Source organism: Legionella sp. PATHC035, assembly GCF_026191115.1.
In the GTDB taxonomy this organism is placed as follows: Bacteria; Pseudomonadota; Gammaproteobacteria; order Legionellales; family Legionellaceae; genus Legionella.
Window position 1 is genome coordinate 1994003 of record NZ_JAPHOT010000001.1, and the last position, 16848, is coordinate 2010850.

Below are 16848 nucleotides of genomic sequence, written 5' to 3' on the forward strand. Positions count from 1 at the left end.
TAAAATTAAATATAATTCTTTTTTGTTTATTGGGAGTAGCATGAAGTATTTTAATTTTAATTTGGCTAGCTTCTCATATTTAGATAATCTAGAGTTATTCCTATCAAGAATAGCCACTAGAGAATATCACCCAAGATGAGCAAGAAGTTCAATTTATTTTTTAGTTTATTTCTTTTCCCTTTTGTTGTTTATGCAGACGAAGATCCTTGCAAGGGTGACAACATGCTTTTATCGATTATCAATAGACCTTCTTTCTCTGATAGTTCCTGTACCGTCCCTAAAAACACCTTGCTCATTGAGGGAGGATTTCAAAATCAAAAACTCATAGGCAGAGGAACACAAAGAAATGGTCCTGAGCTCAGTGCGCGAGTCGGCTTATCCAATAACTCTGAATTAGTGATTACACCCTCTAATTATATTCATCAAACAATAGTTCCATTTGCTGGGACAACCCCCCCTTTGGATGGGGATAAAGTATAGGTTTTATTACAACAAAAATTGGATTATTTCCGGAGAGGGATTATTTTCACCTCCTAGTGGAAATGAAAACTTCGGCAGTCCCCATTCAGAAGCTACTCTTAATGGAATGATTTCTAATAAACTGACCAATGAGCTTTCTTGGCAGCTTCAAATGGGTATCAGTACTTTCAGTGATCCTTTAATTCAAGGTGGACAGCAGTTTCAAAGTATCAATCCAATTTTTTCAGTCAGTTATAGTTTAAAAAATATAAGCACCTATTTAGAGTTTGTCGGGCAATCAAAAACCAGTTCGCATGAATCATTAGGCGTCGCTGGTGGAGGAGGAATTATATTTCTCTTTAACACGAAAACCACACTGGATATGACATTTTATCAGCGCATAACAGGAAAATTTCAAGGGTTTAATAATCTTATCGGCGTAGGAGCAACTCACTTATTTGGCTAGTATTCCTATCTTGCTGTTTGATTTTTTTATAGGGTGCATTGACCTTCTGTTATTTCGCCCCTATCCGGGGTAATGAATTACTTTTTAATTTTGATGTCTTTATCTTTCTTTCATTGTTACCAAGCACCGTACCTGCCCTATTAAATGCAAAAAGTTGATAGGAGTTATCTTGGGAATACCCAAACCAAAAAAAGAGATAGGTATTTTTTCTCTTTCATTCTATTTGAAAATTTTGGCAAAAAGATAACCAATTCCGGCTGCGATAAGCACAGAGGCAAGCGGTTTTCTTTGGATAGAATGGGCAGTACATGCTATAGAATCTTCAAGGTATTTTTCCACCTTGTTTATTTCTTGCTTCCCAGATTGATACAAATCGACAGCAGTATTACCGATTTGTGCTGCTAATTCATCTGCTTTAGGTTTGGTTTCATGATAAGCATTTCCGGCTTTTTCTTTAGCAGTTTTTAAAAGTTCACTCGCTTTTCTTTTAATTTCTTTGGCATTGTCATTGAAATCATTCATCACTAATCTCCCTTTAGCTATCCTGGACGAATTGCAATTTGCCATGCGTCTATACATAAGCTTAATAATAGGTGACTATTTGTCAAATTTAAATATTCTCATGAACAAGGAATAATTTAGGAGGAGTGCCTCTTGCAAAGGTCCTTCAATGTTCGATTAGATGCACTTATTTTAGAGTCTAATTCAGCTAAACTCTCCTCTCTGATTCGAAACAGTTATGTTATAACGGATTAACTCCACTTTTTAAGTGGGGAAGCAAACTCATTAAAAAAACACAAAATTAACATAAAACTACGGTTTCACTTGATGGAGTTAAAATGGCCATTTTACTGATAGATGGCTCCTCTTACTGCCGCGCAATTACAAATAATTTTTAATAAAAAAACGATAATATAATCAGACAAGAAGGCATCAATTGAGCGAGCCTATTCCTTTCTTTTTTTCCAATAAAACCTCGTTGTGTCCTATAATTAAACAATATTTATTGTTCCTAAATGTACTTTTGAGAATCAATCAGGGAGTTAAGGATGGTGCGTTCCATTTGGAAAGGTGATATTTCTTTTGGATTGGTTTCAATTCCAATTTCATTGGTCTCTACAGAAGAAAAAAATGAAATACACTTTCATCTATTAAATTCCAAAACAAAAAGCCGCGTACGTTATCAGCGAGTAGACGAAGAAACGGGCAAGGAAGTGCCCTGGAATGACATTGTAAAAGGTTATGAATACGATCAAGGTAATTACATTATCGTCAATGAAGAAGCGTTTGAAAAAGCGAGTCCTGAGCTCTTTAAAACCATTGATATCGAAGAATTTGTCGACATGAAAGATATTGATACTCTCTTTTTTACAAAACCCTATTATTTAATTCCTGAGGGAAAAAATAAAAAAGCCTATGTACTTCTCCGTGAGGCTTTAAAAAAAACCAACAAAGTAGGGGTGGCCAAAACTATATTACGCACCAAAGAATATTTGAGTATCATTCTTCCACATGACCATACCCTCCTTTTATATCTTATTCATTTTAAAGACGAACTCCGTTCGGAAGAAGAGCTTAATGTTCCTAAAGAAAATATAAAAACGTACAAAATTTCGGATAAAGAAATAAAGATGGCAGTCGATTTAATTACTAATATGAGTACCACTTGGCAGCCAGAAAAATATCATAATGAGTATCGCGAAACGATGCAAAAATGGCTGGATGCACAAATTAAGGACATAACCCAAAAAGGTAAAAAAGTGTCTCACGCGGCTCGAAGCCATGATGCTGTAGTTGATTTTGTTTCACTCTTGAAAGAAAGCATGAAAAAGAAAAAATCGACCAAACCTTCTCCAAGTAGAAGGAGTGCTACAAAATAAGGAATCGTGTTATGGGACTTAGTCAATATCATAAAAAACGAGATTTTACTAAAACTCCCGAACCGAAAGGCAAGGTTATCAAAGAGCGTTCGCGTCTGTTTGTCATTCAAAAGCATGCTGCAAGCCATCTCCATTATGATTTTCGTCTTGAACTGAATGGTGTCCTAAAAAGTTGGGCCATCCCCAAAGGACCAAGCCTTGATCCAAAGGTCAAACGTCTCGCCATGCACGTCGAAGACCATCCCATTGAATATGGCTCGTTTGAAGGCATTATTCCTAAAGGAGAGTATGGTGGAGGAACGGTGATGCTATGGGATAAAGGAACTTGGGAGCCACTCGATGACAATCCTGATACAGCCTATGAAAAAGGACATTTGCGTTTTAATCTTCATGCTAAAAGATTAAATGGCCGCTGGGACTTAATTCGGTTTAAAGATGAAAAACATTGGTTTTTGATTAAATACGAAGATCAATACAGCAAAGAAGAGCGAGACGATGATATAACCCAGACTCTAACAAAAAGTGTTCAATCAAACTATTCCATGGAGGAAATTGCTACACATTATACCCATGTTTGGCAAAATTCAGGGGCTAAAGCGATTAAGCCCCTGAGGACGAAAAAAAAAGCAAAAATTAACCCCACTATTTCCTTACCTGAAAATCTGAGAAAAACCAATTTTCCTGATTTTATTGCACCACAACTTGCAACTTTAGTTGACGAGCCCCCTGAAGGTAACCAGTGGGCTCATGAAATTAAACTGGATGGTTATCGAATTTTATCCTTTAAAAATGGTGCAGAAGTCATTCTTAAATCGCGCAATAACAAAGATTGGACCCATGAGTTACAGCCGATTGCCGAAGCAATAAATCAACTTCCTTTTGCTCAACTCATTCTTGACGGGGAAGTAGTCGTCCTTGATGCTGAGGGACGTTCGGATTTTCAATTATTACAAAGCTCGATTAAAAATAAAGAGAAAGCCCCTTTGATTTATTTCCTTTTCGACCTACTGTACTTTGATGGTTACGATTTACGTGGACTAACCTTAATTGAGCGAAAATCAATTTTAAAAAATGTTCTTGCTGCCGATGTACCGCTCCTTCATTACAGTGACCATATCATTACAGAAGGCAAAGCGCTCTATGAATACTCTTGTAACCATGGCTTAGAAGGAATTATTTCTAAGCGTGTAGATGCAGTCTATCGTTCTAAACGAAGCAAAGATTGGTTAAAAATTAAATGCATTAAACGACAAGAGTTTGTAATTGGTGGTTACACTTTACCTAAAGGAGGACGTGCGCATTTTGGTTCACTGTTACTTGGGGTATATAATAAAAAGGGAACATTGGATTATACAGGAAATGTGGGGACAGGATTTAATACTCAATCACTGAATGAAATCAATAAACTTCTACGCCAAAATAGAGCACCAATTAATCCATTTAATAGCAAACCTCCCGGTTCTACTCAAGCCCATTGGCTCAAACCCCTTTTGGTCTGTGAAGTAGAATTTACGGAATGGACAAAAGAAGGTCTTTTACGCCATCCTAGTTTTAAAGGGATGCGATTGGATAAAAAAGCCACGGAAGTCATGCGTGAGCTTGAGCTTCCTTTAAGAAGGGTAAAAAAAGAGCCCGCGGCACGAACCACCAAGAACCATTCTCAATTTAAAATGACCAATCCGAATAAAATTCTTTATCCTGAAGATAATATAAGCAAATACGATCTGTTGACTTATTATGAAGCAGTCAGTGATTACATTCTTCCTTACTTGACGCTAAGGCCATTAACCTTAGTCCGTTGCCCTTCAGAGTACAATAAATGTTTTTATCAACGCCATTATAATAAAGCAACTAAAAAAGCCCTTCATCCCCTTGAAGATCCTACAGACGAGGGTCATGAACCCTTCATTTATTTAAATAACCAAGAGGGGTTATTAAGTCTCGTGCAAATGGACGTTTTAGAAATTCACCCCTGGGGAAGTACCATTAATCATCTAGAACAGCCAGATATTATTGTTATTGATTTAGATCCTGCTCCAGATGTGACTTGGGCTGAGGTCGTTACTGCAGCATTCGATGTTCGCTACCATTTAAACCAATATCAATTAAAATCATTTGTAAAAAGTACTGGCGGCAAAGGATTACACCTGGTTATTCCAATTTTACCTGAATACGAATGGGAGGATGTAAAGCTATTTACTCACATCTTTGTTCAATTTTTAGAGAAATTAAACCCTCGACGTTACATCAGTAAAATGACGAAATCAAAACGTAATGGCAAAATTTTTGTAGATTACTTACGTAATCAACGTGCAGCAACAGCCATAGCACCTTATTCTACTCGAGCAAAAATTCATGGTCCTGTCGCAACCCCTCTTTCATGGGATGAGTTAAGTGATAATAAAGCAGATAATAATTTCACTATTAAAACCTTGCCTTCCCGTTTAAAGCAATTAGAAAAAGATCCCTGGAGCGATTTTTGGATCATCAAACAATCATTAAGGCTTAATGAATTATAATCGATGATTTCTTTTCAAACAGGAGAGAAATTACGAGTTACTTTTCAAAGAGCGTCTCATCCAAATTTAATTCCAGTTGAATCCCCTCAATGACTCTTTGTTGCTTCAATTTGACTCCTATGCCTAACAATCGTACCGGCATACGCTTTCTCAAAAAACCTTCCTGCATCAGTTGGCTTAAAATAGCCAAATCGAGACGGTCATGCACGCGCTCCACTGTGGTTTGCTGAAAATCATTGAATTTTAATTTAACAAAAAGAGTATGTATTCCAAGAATTTCTCCCGCTCGCTGGATTCGCGCTTCAAGGCGCACCGTTAACTCGGGTAAAGCAGCCAAACAGGCATCCACATCTGGCAAATCGTGTAAATAAGTTTCTTCGACACTAATCGATTTACGAATACGCTCAGGATTAACGGGCCGCTCATCCACACCCCGCGCTAAATCATAAAGCCTCTGCCCCATCACGCCAAACTCATTCACTAAATAGTCTATTGAATGATGTTGTAAATCACCACAGGTTTGAATATTTAATGACTTGAGTTTCTCCTCCATTTTAGGGCCTACACCAAATAATTTGCGTACAGGCAAATCAATCATAAAGGCAGCCACTTCCTCTGGTTTAATCACCTTTTGCCCATTTGGTTTATGCCAGTCACTGGCAATTTTTGCCAAACTCTTGTTCGGTGCAATGCCTGCACTCGCAGTCAATTGCCGTGTCTGATAAATTCGCTCCCGTAACTCTTGAGCGATCCAAGTCGCACTTCCTTTACAATTGGGTGAGTCCGTCACATCAAGATAGGCTTCATCCAAAGATAAAGGTTCAATAAGGTCAGTGTATTCTGCAAATAAATCTCGAATATGTTGGCTTTCATTTCGATAAACTTCCATGCGCACCGGTCGCAAAATAAGGTGACGACATAATTTCAGTGCCTGGGCTGTGGACATGGCAGAGCGTACCCCGAATGCACGGGCTGCATAATTGCACGTTGCAATAACCCCTCTGCGGTCAGCAGCCCCTCCTACCGCGATGGGTTGATTAGCAAGCTCTGGAAAATCACGCATTTCAATCGCAGCATAAAAGCAATCCATATCGATATGAATGATTTTTCTTATTGGATTTCTATCCTTTAGCTCGTTCATGATGTCCTCTTTTAATACACCCGAACCAGAGGAACATCAGACCATCGAGTGGTGTAAGCAGGTGATTTAAGTTCTGCTCGCATCGCCCAGGGCTTCGAATAGCCTTCAGCAGCGAGTCGAATGGTGCTTCGTCCAAACTTTTGGTTGATTTGCTCAAACACGCTCATCCATTGTTCCGCGTCCTGTATTTGCTCCTCACATGGTTGGTGAAACAGATCCAGCTGTCGTGGGTTTTTAGGAATTAAGTCCAGAAGACATACACCCGCTTTTTTGTAGTAATATCCACTTTTAAAAATACGTTGCAGACATCGTTTGGCGATTTTAGTAATTAAACGCAAATCATCGGTGGGATTAATAAAACGAAACTCGATGGATTGAACGTGTTGTGCTAAATCCTCTCGAAACCGATTGGTATGGAGAAAAACACCGATGCGTTGTGCCACCAAATGTTGATGACGCATTTTTTCCACCGCGCGGGCACAATGGCTACTGACTGATTCCGCGATTGAAGCCCATTGTGTTTGCATTTGTCCAAAACTCTTAGAAGACATAATATTTTGTTTGGCCTCGACCTCATCTAAGCCACCACAGGCAACTCCTTGCAGTTCCATTGCCGTTCGCATCAGCACCACATTAAAACTCTTCTTCAAAAGGTGAGGATTGGTCGTTGCCAAATCATAGGCAGTATGAATGCCACGCGCGATTAATTTGTTTTCCCATTGCCGCCCTACACCCCAGATGTCTCCTACCGAAATCTGCTGCAATAAGGATTCACGGTTCGAGGTAATATTAAATATGGGAATTTTAAAAACCTTTTTACACAAATGATTAGCTACCTTAGCCAAGGTTTTAGTGGGCCCTATACCAATCGAAGTAGGTATCCCTGTATGTTTTAAAATTTTCTTTTGTAATTGTTCGCAAAAGGAATCATGGTTGGCTAAGGGTAAGCTACTTAAATCAAGAAATGCCTCATCAATGGAGTAAATTTCCACATGCGGCCAGCTTTCTTCAATGGTACACATCACGCGGTGACTGATGTTGCCATACAGGGTGTAATTCGAGGAAAAGGCTTTCACCCCATGCTGTTTGCACAAACCTTTAATTTTAAAATAAGGCTCGCCCATGGCTATACCTAATGCTTTGGCCTCATTCGAACGCGCGATGCAACATCCATCATTATTGGATAACACCACGATCGGAACATCCTTTAAATCAGGGCGAAACAAGCGCTCACAGCTGGCGTAAAAATTATTGCAATCCACTAGTGCAAACATGTTAGACAAGCTCATGCAATACTAAAGTCACCACCCCCCAAATCACCATTTCATCCTCTTCCGTAATATCAATGGGTTTAAATTTGGGATTGGCGGGGAGTAATTGGACCTTGCCTGCCTTTTTCGACAGGTGCTTTACGGTCAGTTCACCATTGACCGCCGCAATCACAATACGGCCATCGGACGGTTCTATGCTTCTATCGACTAAAAGCCAATCCCCTGAAAAAATACCCGCATTGACCATGGACTCCCCAGTGGCTTGCAAGACAAAGGTGGAGGCTGGATGCTTGATGAATTTGGTATTTAAATCGAGATACCCTTCAATATAATCATCGGCAGGTGATGGAAAACCTGCTTGTATTTTGCTTGCAAATACCGGCAATTGGTACGCCGCGCGATTTTTTAGTTGCTCTAACTCAACAAGCTGGGATAGGGGAAGACGAACTGCTTTGGTCGGCTCACCCTTGGGACGCCCTGCCCCTGCTCTTTTTCCGCCTCGTGGTGACATAAATGGTTCTTTTTTTGATTTACGTACAATTATCATAGACAGAAGAAAACACGCTGTAAATCCCATCCTCACGCTACTGCACTAAAATTCCACCTAAGTCTGCGAGAATATTAAGAAAAAAATTTTTTAAAATTTTTTATTGAGACAATGGCTTGGTTGCCAATGGAGGATCAAAATCAATTCAATTGTGGCATCACCAGAAGGAATAAATCTCCAGCGCAATAACATTATGGCTATTTCATCAGCGTTCATTGGAACAACGACCGCTCATAAAACACGATTAAATCGTTTGGTCTATGGATTTAATCCAATCAGCTTACTTATTTCCCTCTATGAATGACATTCCCATATTCATGCCTTCGTCAAGAAGATTTTCTCCTTTATCTTCTTGTGATTGATTTTGCCCGCCACTTACAGATTGCACAATATCATTCACATTATCAGGTAGCAAAGATGAAGCAATCTGCATAAGATCTGAATTAGTTCCTGAAGGGGAGTCCATACTCATGCTTGAGTCATCATTAGACTGGTTATCGTTTTTATTTTGTAACATCTGTGCGGCATCGTTTACTATGTCTAAAGAATCCTCTGCTATCTGCTTGGCTACTCCTTCGGCTATCTGAGCCATAATGAATACCTCGTTTATAAAGCTCTACCTATAAGAATAGCACAAATAATAAACAGAACTCACCTTACTCACGGGCTAAGCAGTTCCGTCTTTGTGCACGCTTGGGTTCCACCGCAAACCGTTACTTACCAATGCAGAAACTGGAAAAGATATACCCTAATAAATCATCAGAAGTGAATTCCCCAGTGATCTCACATAAACTTTGATGTGCTTGACGTAAATCCTCAGCTAACAATTCACCAGCTCGATGCTCGAGCAGTTGTTGTTGGCCAGTAGACAATATTTTTTTGGCTTCATCTAATGCGTGCAGATGGCGTCTTCTGGCAAGAAAGTGTCCCTCATTCGGTTGATAACCTACAACCTGTTTTATCAATTGTTTCAAACCATCCATTCCTTCTCCTGATTTTGCAGAGATATAGACGGTATGATCGTGTATTTGCGTAGTATGTCCCAGGGTATCAATTTTATTGAATACGGTAATAACGGGAACTTCTGGAGGTAACGCGGTTTTAATTTCTTTGGTTATATGATGATGCTGCTCTAAATCATTCACATCAACAACAAGTAACACACAATCTGCTTTCTTTAGTTCTTGCCATGCGCGTTTAATTCCCTCTTTCTCAACGACATCATGCGATTCACGTAACCCCGCGGTATCGATGATGTGTAGGGGAATATCATCCAGTAAAATATGTTCACGCATAACATCACGAGTAGTGCCTGCAATTTCGGTAACTATGGCTATATCACGCCCAGCTAAGCAATTAATTAAAGTGGATTTTCCCGCATTAGGCCTTCCAGCAATTACGACGGATAACCCCTCACGCAGAATTACCCCTTGATTGGCTTGAGCTCGTATCTCTTCTAATTCGGTTAAAATATTTTGTAATAAAAGGGCTACTTTACCGTCATTAAGAAAATCTATTTCCTCTTCTGGGAAGTCAATTGCCGCTTCTACATACAGGCGTAAATGAATAATTTTTTCGTTTAATTGATTAATTTTATTTGAAAACTCACCTTGTAATGACTTTAAAGCCATTCGCGCGGCAGTTTGTGAACTGGCTTGGATTAGATCAGCGATTGCTTCTGCTTGAGCTAAATCAATTTTATCATTTAAAAACGCGCGCTCAGAAAACTCTCCTGGCCGCGCCAATCGAGCCCCAAGTTGAATACATACTTTGGTCAGCATATCAAGCACAACGGGAGAACCATGGGCTTGGATTTCAACAACGTCCTCACCAGTAAACGAATGAGGTGCTTTAAAATAAATCATAATCCCTTGATCAATTAAAGAATCTAATGAGCCTGATTTATTGGTTTCGGTAACTGAGTAAAAGGAGCAAAAAGTTGCCAAGCGGGGTTTTAAGGCCTTATTGCCATTAAGTAATACAGCAATGGGATATGCTTCTGGTCCTGATAATCGGATAATTCCTACCCCACCTCTTCCGGGTGGGGTAGCGATAGCTACTATAGTTTCTGCAGACATTTATTTAGCTGGAACCAGTTTTTTTGCAGGTTTTTCATCAGAATATTTACGGGTAATGTACCATTGCTGCAATATAGATAGAGCATTATTCACAATCCAATACAATACCAAACCGGCTGGAAAATTCCAAAACAAGCCTGTAAATAATACCGGTAAAAACATCATGACTTTAGCTTGCATTGGATCTGGAGGCGCTGGATTTAATTTTTGTTGAATCAGCATCGTAGCCCCCATAATTAATGGCAATACATGATAGGGATCAGCTGAAGCCAAATCTTTAATCCAGAAAATAAAGGGTGCTTGTCTTAACTCAACACTTTCCAGTAAAACCCAATACAGAGCAATAAAGACTGGAATTTGAATCACGATAGGTAAACAGCCGCCCAAAGGATTTACTTTTTCCTGTTTGTATAACTCCATGGTAGCCTGGCTGATTTTTGCTTTGTCATCACCATATCGCTCGCGCAAGGCTTGTAATTTAGGCTGTAACTTACGCATTCCAGCCATTGATTTATAGCTCGCAGCAGACAAACGATAAAAGGCTAGCTTGATTAATACGGTCACTAAAACGATAGACCAACCCCAGTTGCCTACAACATTATAGATCGCTTTCATCAACGAGAATAATAGCGATGATAAAAACCATAAAATTCCATAATCCACGGTAAGATCAAGCGATGGAGCAATCTTTTCTAGGACACTGGTAATTTCTGGGCCTAAATATAATTTAGCACTGACCGTTTTTTGCTCTTCAGGTTTCAGTGTAATCGGGTTGCTTACAGCACCAATGGTATAATCATTATTTACCGCTCGTGTATAAAATTTATTATTCGTATCCGTAGTTGGAATCCACGCGGTTAAAAAATAGTGTTGCTGCATGGCAATCCAGCCACCTTTACTGTCCACATCCAGGTTTGTTTTATTCATGTCACTAAAGCTTACTTTTTGATAACGATGTTTTCCTGGTTCTGAATAGGAGGCGCCTGTATATGAGCCAACATGAAATACACTTGATTTGTCTTCTTTGGGTGAACTACGTAACAGCTGCGTATTCAAATACCCAGTCCAATCCGTGCTGCTGTTATTAACAATCTTGTAATTTACCTCAATGAGGTAGCTGCCTTTTGTAAAAATGAGTTCTTTTTTTACTTCGAGTCCTTGATCATTTTTTCCACTAAGTGTCACTACTAACTGCTTCTGATCGGGAGCCAATTCGTAGTGTTGCTGTGGGGTGGTAAAATTAAAATTAAGTGCTTGAACATTCTGTCCTGCAGGAACAAAAAGACTGCTGTTCGCCACATAACGCTCGCCAGGTTGATTTTGTAACAGAAGAAATGGCTTATTCTTTTCATCCACACTTTGAGGATAATCGAGGAGCTTTCCAGAAACTACATCCCCATGCTGCAGATCAATACTTACATCTAAAACGTCTGTTTTCACACGAACTGATGGGGCATTGCTGTTATTAGCTTGTTCAACAACTGGAGTCGTTGGAGTTGATGTATTGGTGTTAGAGGGAGCTACTTGAGGTAACAATGGCTGGCCACTATTCTCCTGACTCATCGCATTTTCTGTTGGCGTAGGCTTAGCAGGAGGATAATCTATTTGCCAGGCATTCCAAAGTGATAAACTAACTAGCGCAAGCGCCATATATAAAACAATACGTCGTATATCCATCAATGATTCTCGTTGTTGGGGAGTACTGGATCGTAACCACCGCGTGACCAAGGGTGGCACCGTAATACTCTTTTTAAAGCCATCCATAAACCTTTGGTTATGCCACATTGTTGGATAGCGCTTTCCGCATATTGTGAACAACTTGGGTAATATCGGCAACTTGGCTTTAACAAGGGGCTAATCAAATATTGATATAGTTTGATGGGAAAACAAACTATTTTTCGTAACATGAGATTAATTTTTTCCATGTTTTGCCCATTCTAGCGTTTATACTTGCACTTGTTTGTTTTGCTACGCCTTGTCTTGCTAAAAAAACCACATCGACTGCAGGTAGTTCTTCTTGTCGAAAGCTCTCTCTTAACAGCCGTTTGATACGATTTCGATCATGAGCTTTTGCTATCGCTTTTTTTGATAACGCCAGCCCAAGTCGTGCATAACCTAAATTATTCTCTCTAAAGAGAATGATAAATTCGGATGTTACTATTTTTTTTGCTTGTTCAAACACATGATTATAATCTTTTTTAGTTAATAATCGTTGTGTTTTTTTAAATACAAACACTTATGCAGTCAAACGCTTACGGCCTTTAGCACGACGACGTTTAATTACTAATCTACCTGCACGAGTAGCCATACGCTCACGAAAACCATGATCACGTTTACGTTTTAAATTACTGGGTTGAAAGGTACGTTTCATGATGAACCTGCTAATAAATTATGAGGCTGGCAATGATAGAGAACTTTTTTTCTACTGTCAATTTTAGCATTTGATTATTTTTTGTATCTTTTATTTTTTTAATTTGAATTCGGCTTGCTGTTAATAACTTCATTAAATTTATTTTTTAAATTTTTTTTTATTATTATGTCTTATATTTCTTGTTGATAACTTTTTTATTTTATTAAAAATCAATAAGTTAATTAATAGATAAGTTTGTTTGTAAGCTCTTTTTAAGCCTGTGATCTATTTGTATGTATTTTTATGTTTTGCTTTATTCATTGCTTTATTAGCATCTTATTCCCGTTATTCGATCGTATTTATTCATAGGTAATTTGCGTCAATGTGCTTTGATTTTTAACATTTATTAAGAGAATGTTTGCGAATAACTTATCTTTTTTTGCACGATAAATAATTATTTATTGATGAAAATATACTTTGATGGCTTCCTTTATAGAGATTAAAAAGTAACAGGAAGCAATTTATTTTGTCCAATATTTATCTGGGGCAATAATATGATGAGGATCTATCGCCTCTTTAATTTTTTTGATCAAAGACCAATAAGGGCTCTCTAAATTAACAAGGGAATTGATCACATGGAAAGGTACGCGATGGGGAACAAACCCTTGCTCTATCCCTCGTTCTAAAAGATCCCGATAAAAAGCATGCGCCTTGTCTTTGCCAGTAGGATCAGAAAGATTGAATGCGACACGCGCTAATCCTACTAACACATCGGATTTGTAGGGAAGGACGTGAAATCGGTTATCAGTAACTTGGTGCAGCTCCGCTGACTTATAGACGATCTCATGAAAAGAAAGTAAGTTTTCTGATGTAGCTGCGAAGAGGACTATATACCATATAAAGCCAACACCATCTTCTGCTAATTCTAAATACCTGTCTTGAGGAATATCAATTTGCAGGAGTTGGTATTGTTCTTTTAAATTATGTTCATTGGGATATCCTTTAGAATAACTCAATGACATGTCCAATAAATCTACTAATGAGGCAATTCGACTAAAATGCTGCTGCATAAAAGGATGATGAAACACTTTTTTTAAACGCAAAATGTTGTTATCACCAATGGAGTAACCTTTTAAGCCCGCGTTTCGTATGAGCTTTTTTAACATTTTCTTTCTGGCTTGGTGCAACGAGGCGTCCATACTCGCTATGATGCACGAATAAGAATATCCACCCATTTGTTTCGAAGGGAGTAAAGCCTTGCTCCATCTCCCACTGAGTATATTGCTGTGGCCATTTAGGGCATTATACTGATGATAAATATCAATGGTCTTAGTCAAGGCTGTTTTATCAGGAGCACTGATGTAAAAGGTGGTGATGTATTTGGGTTGGTGATACAACGCTATAGTCATCGCGGTGACTATAGCCAAATCGCTTTGAATAAATAACCCTTCTAAGAGAGGACCAACACCAATTCTGATCGATGGGGTGAGTTGTTTTTTACAAAGCCCATTTATCCCATCGTTATAAAGGGAGCCATCAGGCAGTACGCATTCAATAGAACGAATGGTATGAATAGCCGACCCTAAAACCCCCACACCTTTATCCAAGATATTACCTATAATGCTGGTATTCGGTCCGGCTCCGGTAATGGAGCTCATGAATCGAGCCTTTTTATTATCAAGAAAGACACGTAAGTCGCCTTGAGTTACTCCGGGCTGAATGGTGATTATTCCTGTTTTTTCTTCAAAATGAATCACTTGCTTCATTTTGGATAAGTCTACAACCACTGATTTGTTATGTTTTGGTATGGCACTCCCCAATCCCCAATTACGGCCTGTACTAATTGGATATAATGAGATTTGGAATTTATTGGCTAACAAAACCAGTTTTTGCACATCTTCCTTGCACTCGGGTTGGAATACGGCATCAATCTCCGCGTTAATACCTAAGGTGTTTTTTTTATAAAAGGCAAGATCTGGTTCTTTAATGATAGTTCCCGTACCTTGAAGTTGTTCGAAAAAAGAATCGGGTATGTTCTGATCCATATTTTTTTCTTCCAGATAGCTGACTCACTCGCTAGGCCATGCAAGTCCAAACTATTATTTAGTATAGGACATAAAGAGTAATGAATTGGTAACGGTTAAAAATAATCATGCCTTGATTCCCTGTTGAATCGATTAAATCTTCTGGAAATTCTTTTGGCATGGTCTAAATTTAAACAATATGGCTTTTGTAATCAACTCAAGGTTTAGTGTTTAAAGAGATGTATTAGCAATGCGTTGTATGGGATTAACGGTGTAACTGAATAATAATTTAAAAATCTCCAAATCCTCATTTCAAGCATTAACTACAGAACAGATTAAGAGCGCAACATGCTTTTTTCTAAAAGAGAATGAGTTTTGGGGGCAACGTGAAGAATTTGTATGTAAAAACGATCAAACCCAGACATTTAACTGATTCACAAAAACAAGAATTGGTTGCATTGCATCAACAGCAAATTCATCTCGACGCGCAAACTATTTTAGATTATCTGCTCCCTCGCGATTATCTACTGTTCTATTACCATAAAAAAAGCCATCATCTGGTTGCTACCATAGGGGTACAGATCATTAATTTTAAAAAAACATCGATTATTTATTTTGGCAATGTAGTAGTCGATCCAACCTGTGCACATGAAGGGTGTATTTCTCATGCTTCATCCAAATATATTTTTCGTTTATTTTTAAAATATCCATTCAAACGCAAATACTGCTCCGGTTTGGCCTCAAGCTCGGGTTCTTTAGTCTATTCTTTAAAGCATAAACCCTCATGGCCTAATCCTGATGAAGAAACGCCTGAGGACATCACTCAACTGATGATCAAAGCCCTACATAAAATAGGAGTAGACAGTTACCGAGTGGAACAGGGAAATCTAATTGCTACCAATTTAGCAAATAAAATTAAAAAAGAGTTCCATGTAAAGCAAAAACCTCCTACTGCAGCAGAGTCTTTTTTTAAACGAATAAACCCAGGGGCAGAACGTGGGGAGCAGGTATTTTTTCTAAATCCTTTTACGTTAACAAATGCCCTCGATTTAGCCATTCATGCGTTGCATGGGCATTTAATTAAAAGCCCCAAGTTTTATCGCCGTATAAAGAAATATAAACAGGAAAAACCATTTTTTTGTCTGATTATCCTGGGGATATGCATTGTTAAAAATAAAATTTGGTGACGCAGCGGTGATCTTGAGCACCGCAAAACCAGCGTGCTCCCACAAGCCATCAAATTCTAAGTTTGCCCTAGAGTTGTTTAAGATAAAGGTCAAGGGTAAGATGAACACCAAGTTTTAGATTTGAACGATAACTCCAAGAAAAGAAGGAGATATGGACTCTCTTTACAAACAACTGCTTCGATCTTCAATTTTAGGGACGCTGGTGATGCTCGCGCTTCTTTTTATTCCTGCAGGTACCCTGAACTATTGGCAAGGTTGGGTTTATATGGCGGTATTCATCATTGCGTCTGCCGCATACAGCGTATATCTGGCAAAACATGATCCCGCGCTTCTCAAGCGCCGTACCGAAGCGGGCATAGCCTATGAGAAGGAACCGGCTCAAAAAATCATTATGTCGTTACTTTTTGTGACCTCTACCGTGCTTATTGTTTTGCCGCCACTCGATGTGCGCTTCGGTTGGTCGCTGGTACCCAGGTACGTCTCGATCATCGGGAACGTGCTGGTTGCTTTCTCATTCTACATTTTTTATCTTGTCTCGAAAGTGAATACTTATGCTGCTGCCAACATTCGTGTTGAAGAGGGGCAAAAAGTGATAACCACTGGTCTATACGGGGTCGTCCGTCACCCAATGTATCTTGGTGCCATCTTTCTTTTCATCGGCACGCCGCTTGCGCTTGGTTCTTGGTGGACGCTGCTTTGGGTCCCCGTCCTTTTGTCCATTCTCGTTGCTCGTATCCTAAATGAAGAAAAAATACTTGCACGGGATTTGCCAGGATATACGGAGTATCAGAAAAAAGTGACCACACGGCTTGTACCGTTTATTTGGTAACTAAAACAATCCGGTATTCTCGAACTTGTTGTTGCCGTTGCCCCGATTATCGATTCGATTAGGTATCCATAACGGAGTGTAAAATTAAATAAAAATT

General features: G+C 38.9%; 17 protein-coding genes. 6 read left to right on the forward strand and 11 right to left on the reverse strand.

Going from position 1 to position 16848, the window contains the following annotated elements; all coding sequences use genetic code 11:
• Positions 1-135: 135 nt before the first annotated feature.
• Together OQJ13_RS08790 and OQJ13_RS08795 are read left to right on the forward strand one after the other, a co-directional pair.
• Entirely contained in the window at positions 136-480 is a 345-nt protein-coding gene (locus tag OQJ13_RS08790; RefSeq protein ID WP_265710489.1) for a hypothetical protein, read from the forward strand.
• Positions 464-925, forward strand: coding sequence for a transporter (locus OQJ13_RS08795; RefSeq protein ID WP_265710490.1), 462 nt, complete (start codon positions 464-466; stop codon positions 923-925). The genes OQJ13_RS08790 and OQJ13_RS08795 overlap by 17 nt, the downstream gene beginning before the upstream one ends.
• A 219-nt stretch (positions 926-1144) precedes the next feature.
• Here the strand turns inward: OQJ13_RS08795 and OQJ13_RS08800 are convergent, their stop codons facing one another.
• Positions 1145-1447, reverse strand: a complete 303-nt coding sequence (locus OQJ13_RS08800; protein ID WP_265710491.1) for a hypothetical protein — start codon at positions 1445-1447, stop codon at positions 1145-1147.
• 527 nt (positions 1448-1974) lie between these two features.
• On the opposite strand from OQJ13_RS08800, the gene OQJ13_RS08805 reads away from it, so the two are divergent.
• Together OQJ13_RS08805 and ligD are read left to right on the forward strand one after the other, a co-directional pair.
• On the forward strand, positions 1975-2805 hold the full coding sequence (locus OQJ13_RS08805) for a Ku protein (protein ID WP_265710492.1): 831 nt from the start codon (positions 1975-1977) through the stop codon (positions 2803-2805).
• Between the two features lie 11 nt (positions 2806-2816).
• Positions 2817-5324, forward strand: coding sequence for a DNA ligase D (ligD, locus tag OQJ13_RS08810; protein ID WP_265710493.1), 2508 nt, complete (start codon positions 2817-2819; stop codon positions 5322-5324).
• Positions 5325-5361: 37 nt separating this feature from the next.
• Here the strand turns inward: ligD and dinB are convergent, their stop codons facing one another.
• From dinB to OQJ13_RS08860, 10 genes are all read right to left on the reverse strand, one after another.
• A complete protein-coding gene (gene dinB / locus OQJ13_RS08815; protein WP_265710494.1) occupies positions 5362-6465 on the reverse strand; it encodes a DNA polymerase IV in 1104 nt (367 codons plus the stop codon).
• A gap of 11 nt (positions 6466-6476) precedes the next feature.
• Positions 6477-7754 (reverse strand): Y-family DNA polymerase, encoded by a 1278-nt coding sequence (locus OQJ13_RS08820; protein ID WP_265710495.1) that lies wholly within the window; start codon positions 7752-7754, stop codon positions 6477-6479.
• Positions 7741-8247 carry a LexA family protein gene (locus OQJ13_RS08825; protein WP_265710496.1) on the reverse strand — a complete coding sequence of 169 codons (507 nt, stop codon included), beginning with the start codon at positions 8245-8247 and terminating at the stop codon, positions 7741-7743. The genes OQJ13_RS08820 and OQJ13_RS08825 overlap by 14 nt, the downstream gene beginning before the upstream one ends.
• Positions 8248-8563: 316 nt before the next feature.
• Positions 8564-8875 carry a hypothetical protein gene (locus OQJ13_RS08830; protein WP_265710497.1) on the reverse strand — a complete coding sequence of 104 codons (312 nt, stop codon included), beginning with the start codon at positions 8873-8875 and terminating at the stop codon, positions 8564-8566.
• A 121-nt stretch (positions 8876-8996) separates the two neighbouring features.
• Positions 8997-10361: a tRNA uridine-5-carboxymethylaminomethyl(34) synthesis GTPase MnmE gene (gene mnmE / locus OQJ13_RS08835; RefSeq protein WP_265710498.1), complete on the reverse strand. Its 1365-nt coding sequence runs from the start codon at positions 10359-10361 to the stop codon at positions 8997-8999.
• Positions 10362-12038, reverse strand: coding sequence for a membrane protein insertase YidC (yidC, locus tag OQJ13_RS08840; RefSeq protein WP_265710499.1), 1677 nt, complete (start codon positions 12036-12038; stop codon positions 10362-10364). It lies immediately after the preceding gene.
• Entirely contained in the window at positions 12038-12286 is a 249-nt protein-coding gene (gene yidD / locus OQJ13_RS08845; protein ID WP_081776887.1) for a membrane protein insertion efficiency factor YidD, read from the reverse strand. The genes yidC and yidD overlap by 1 nt, the downstream gene beginning before the upstream one ends.
• A complete protein-coding gene (rnpA, locus tag OQJ13_RS08850) occupies positions 12253-12597 on the reverse strand; it encodes a ribonuclease P protein component (protein WP_265710500.1) in 345 nt (114 codons plus the stop codon). The genes yidD and rnpA overlap by 34 nt, the downstream gene beginning before the upstream one ends.
• Positions 12598-12732, reverse strand: a complete 135-nt coding sequence (gene rpmH / locus OQJ13_RS08855) for a 50S ribosomal protein L34 (protein ID WP_019232681.1) — start codon at positions 12730-12732, stop codon at positions 12598-12600. It abuts the gene before it with no gap.
• A gap of 500 nt (positions 12733-13232) precedes the next feature.
• Positions 13233-14756, reverse strand: a complete 1524-nt coding sequence (locus tag OQJ13_RS08860; protein ID WP_265710501.1) for an FAD-binding oxidoreductase — start codon at positions 14754-14756, stop codon at positions 13233-13235.
• Between the two features lie 365 nt (positions 14757-15121).
• Here OQJ13_RS08860 and OQJ13_RS08865 point away from each other — a divergent pair, with 365 nt between their 5' ends.
• Complete coding sequence (locus OQJ13_RS08865) at positions 15122-15922, forward strand: hypothetical protein (RefSeq protein WP_265710502.1); 801 nt, start codon at positions 15122-15124, stop codon at positions 15920-15922.
• 151 nt (positions 15923-16073) lie between these two features.
• Positions 16074-16751, forward strand: a complete 678-nt coding sequence (locus OQJ13_RS08870) for a methyltransferase family protein (protein ID WP_265710503.1) — start codon at positions 16074-16076, stop codon at positions 16749-16751.
• Positions 16752-16848 lie beyond the last annotated feature (97 nt).

Excerpts from the sequence above, each read along its gene's own strand:
- yidC (WP_265710499.1), bottom strand. The coding sequence starts at position 12,038 with ATGGATATACGACGTATTGTTTTATATATGGCGCTTGCGCTAGTTAGT.
- yidD (WP_081776887.1), bottom strand. The coding sequence starts at position 12,286 with ATGGAAAAAATTAATCTCATGTTACGAAAAATAGTTTGTTTTCCCATC.
- ligD (WP_265710493.1), top strand. The coding sequence starts at position 2,817 with ATGGGACTTAGTCAATATCATAAAAAACGAGATTTTACTAAAACTCCC.
- OQJ13_RS08800 (WP_265710491.1), bottom strand. The coding sequence starts at position 1,447 with ATGAATGATTTCAATGACAATGCCAAAGAAATTAAAAGAAAAGCGAGT.
- mnmE (WP_265710498.1), bottom strand. The coding sequence starts at position 10,361 with ATGTCTGCAGAAACTATAGTAGCTATCGCTACCCCACCCGGAAGAGGT.
- OQJ13_RS08790 (WP_265710489.1), top strand. The coding sequence starts at position 136 with ATGAGCAAGAAGTTCAATTTATTTTTTAGTTTATTTCTTTTCCCTTTT.
- OQJ13_RS08795 (WP_265710490.1), top strand. The coding sequence starts at position 464 with ATGGGGATAAAGTATAGGTTTTATTACAACAAAAATTGGATTATTTCC.
- OQJ13_RS08860 (WP_265710501.1), bottom strand. The coding sequence starts at position 14,756 with ATGGATCAGAACATACCCGATTCTTTTTTCGAACAACTTCAAGGTACG.
- OQJ13_RS08820 (WP_265710495.1), bottom strand. The coding sequence starts at position 7,754 with ATGAGCTTGTCTAACATGTTTGCACTAGTGGATTGCAATAATTTTTAC.
- OQJ13_RS08825 (WP_265710496.1), bottom strand. The coding sequence starts at position 8,247 with ATGTCACCACGAGGCGGAAAAAGAGCAGGGGCAGGGCGTCCCAAGGGT.
- dinB (WP_265710494.1), bottom strand. The coding sequence starts at position 6,465 with ATGAACGAGCTAAAGGATAGAAATCCAATAAGAAAAATCATTCATATC.
- OQJ13_RS08805 (WP_265710492.1), top strand. The coding sequence starts at position 1,975 with ATGGTGCGTTCCATTTGGAAAGGTGATATTTCTTTTGGATTGGTTTCA.
- rpmH (WP_019232681.1), bottom strand. The coding sequence starts at position 12,732 with ATGAAACGTACCTTTCAACCCAGTAATTTAAAACGTAAACGTGATCAT.
- OQJ13_RS08830 (WP_265710497.1), bottom strand. The coding sequence starts at position 8,875 with ATGGCTCAGATAGCCGAAGGAGTAGCCAAGCAGATAGCAGAGGATTCT.
- OQJ13_RS08870 (WP_265710503.1), top strand. The coding sequence starts at position 16,074 with ATGGACTCTCTTTACAAACAACTGCTTCGATCTTCAATTTTAGGGACG.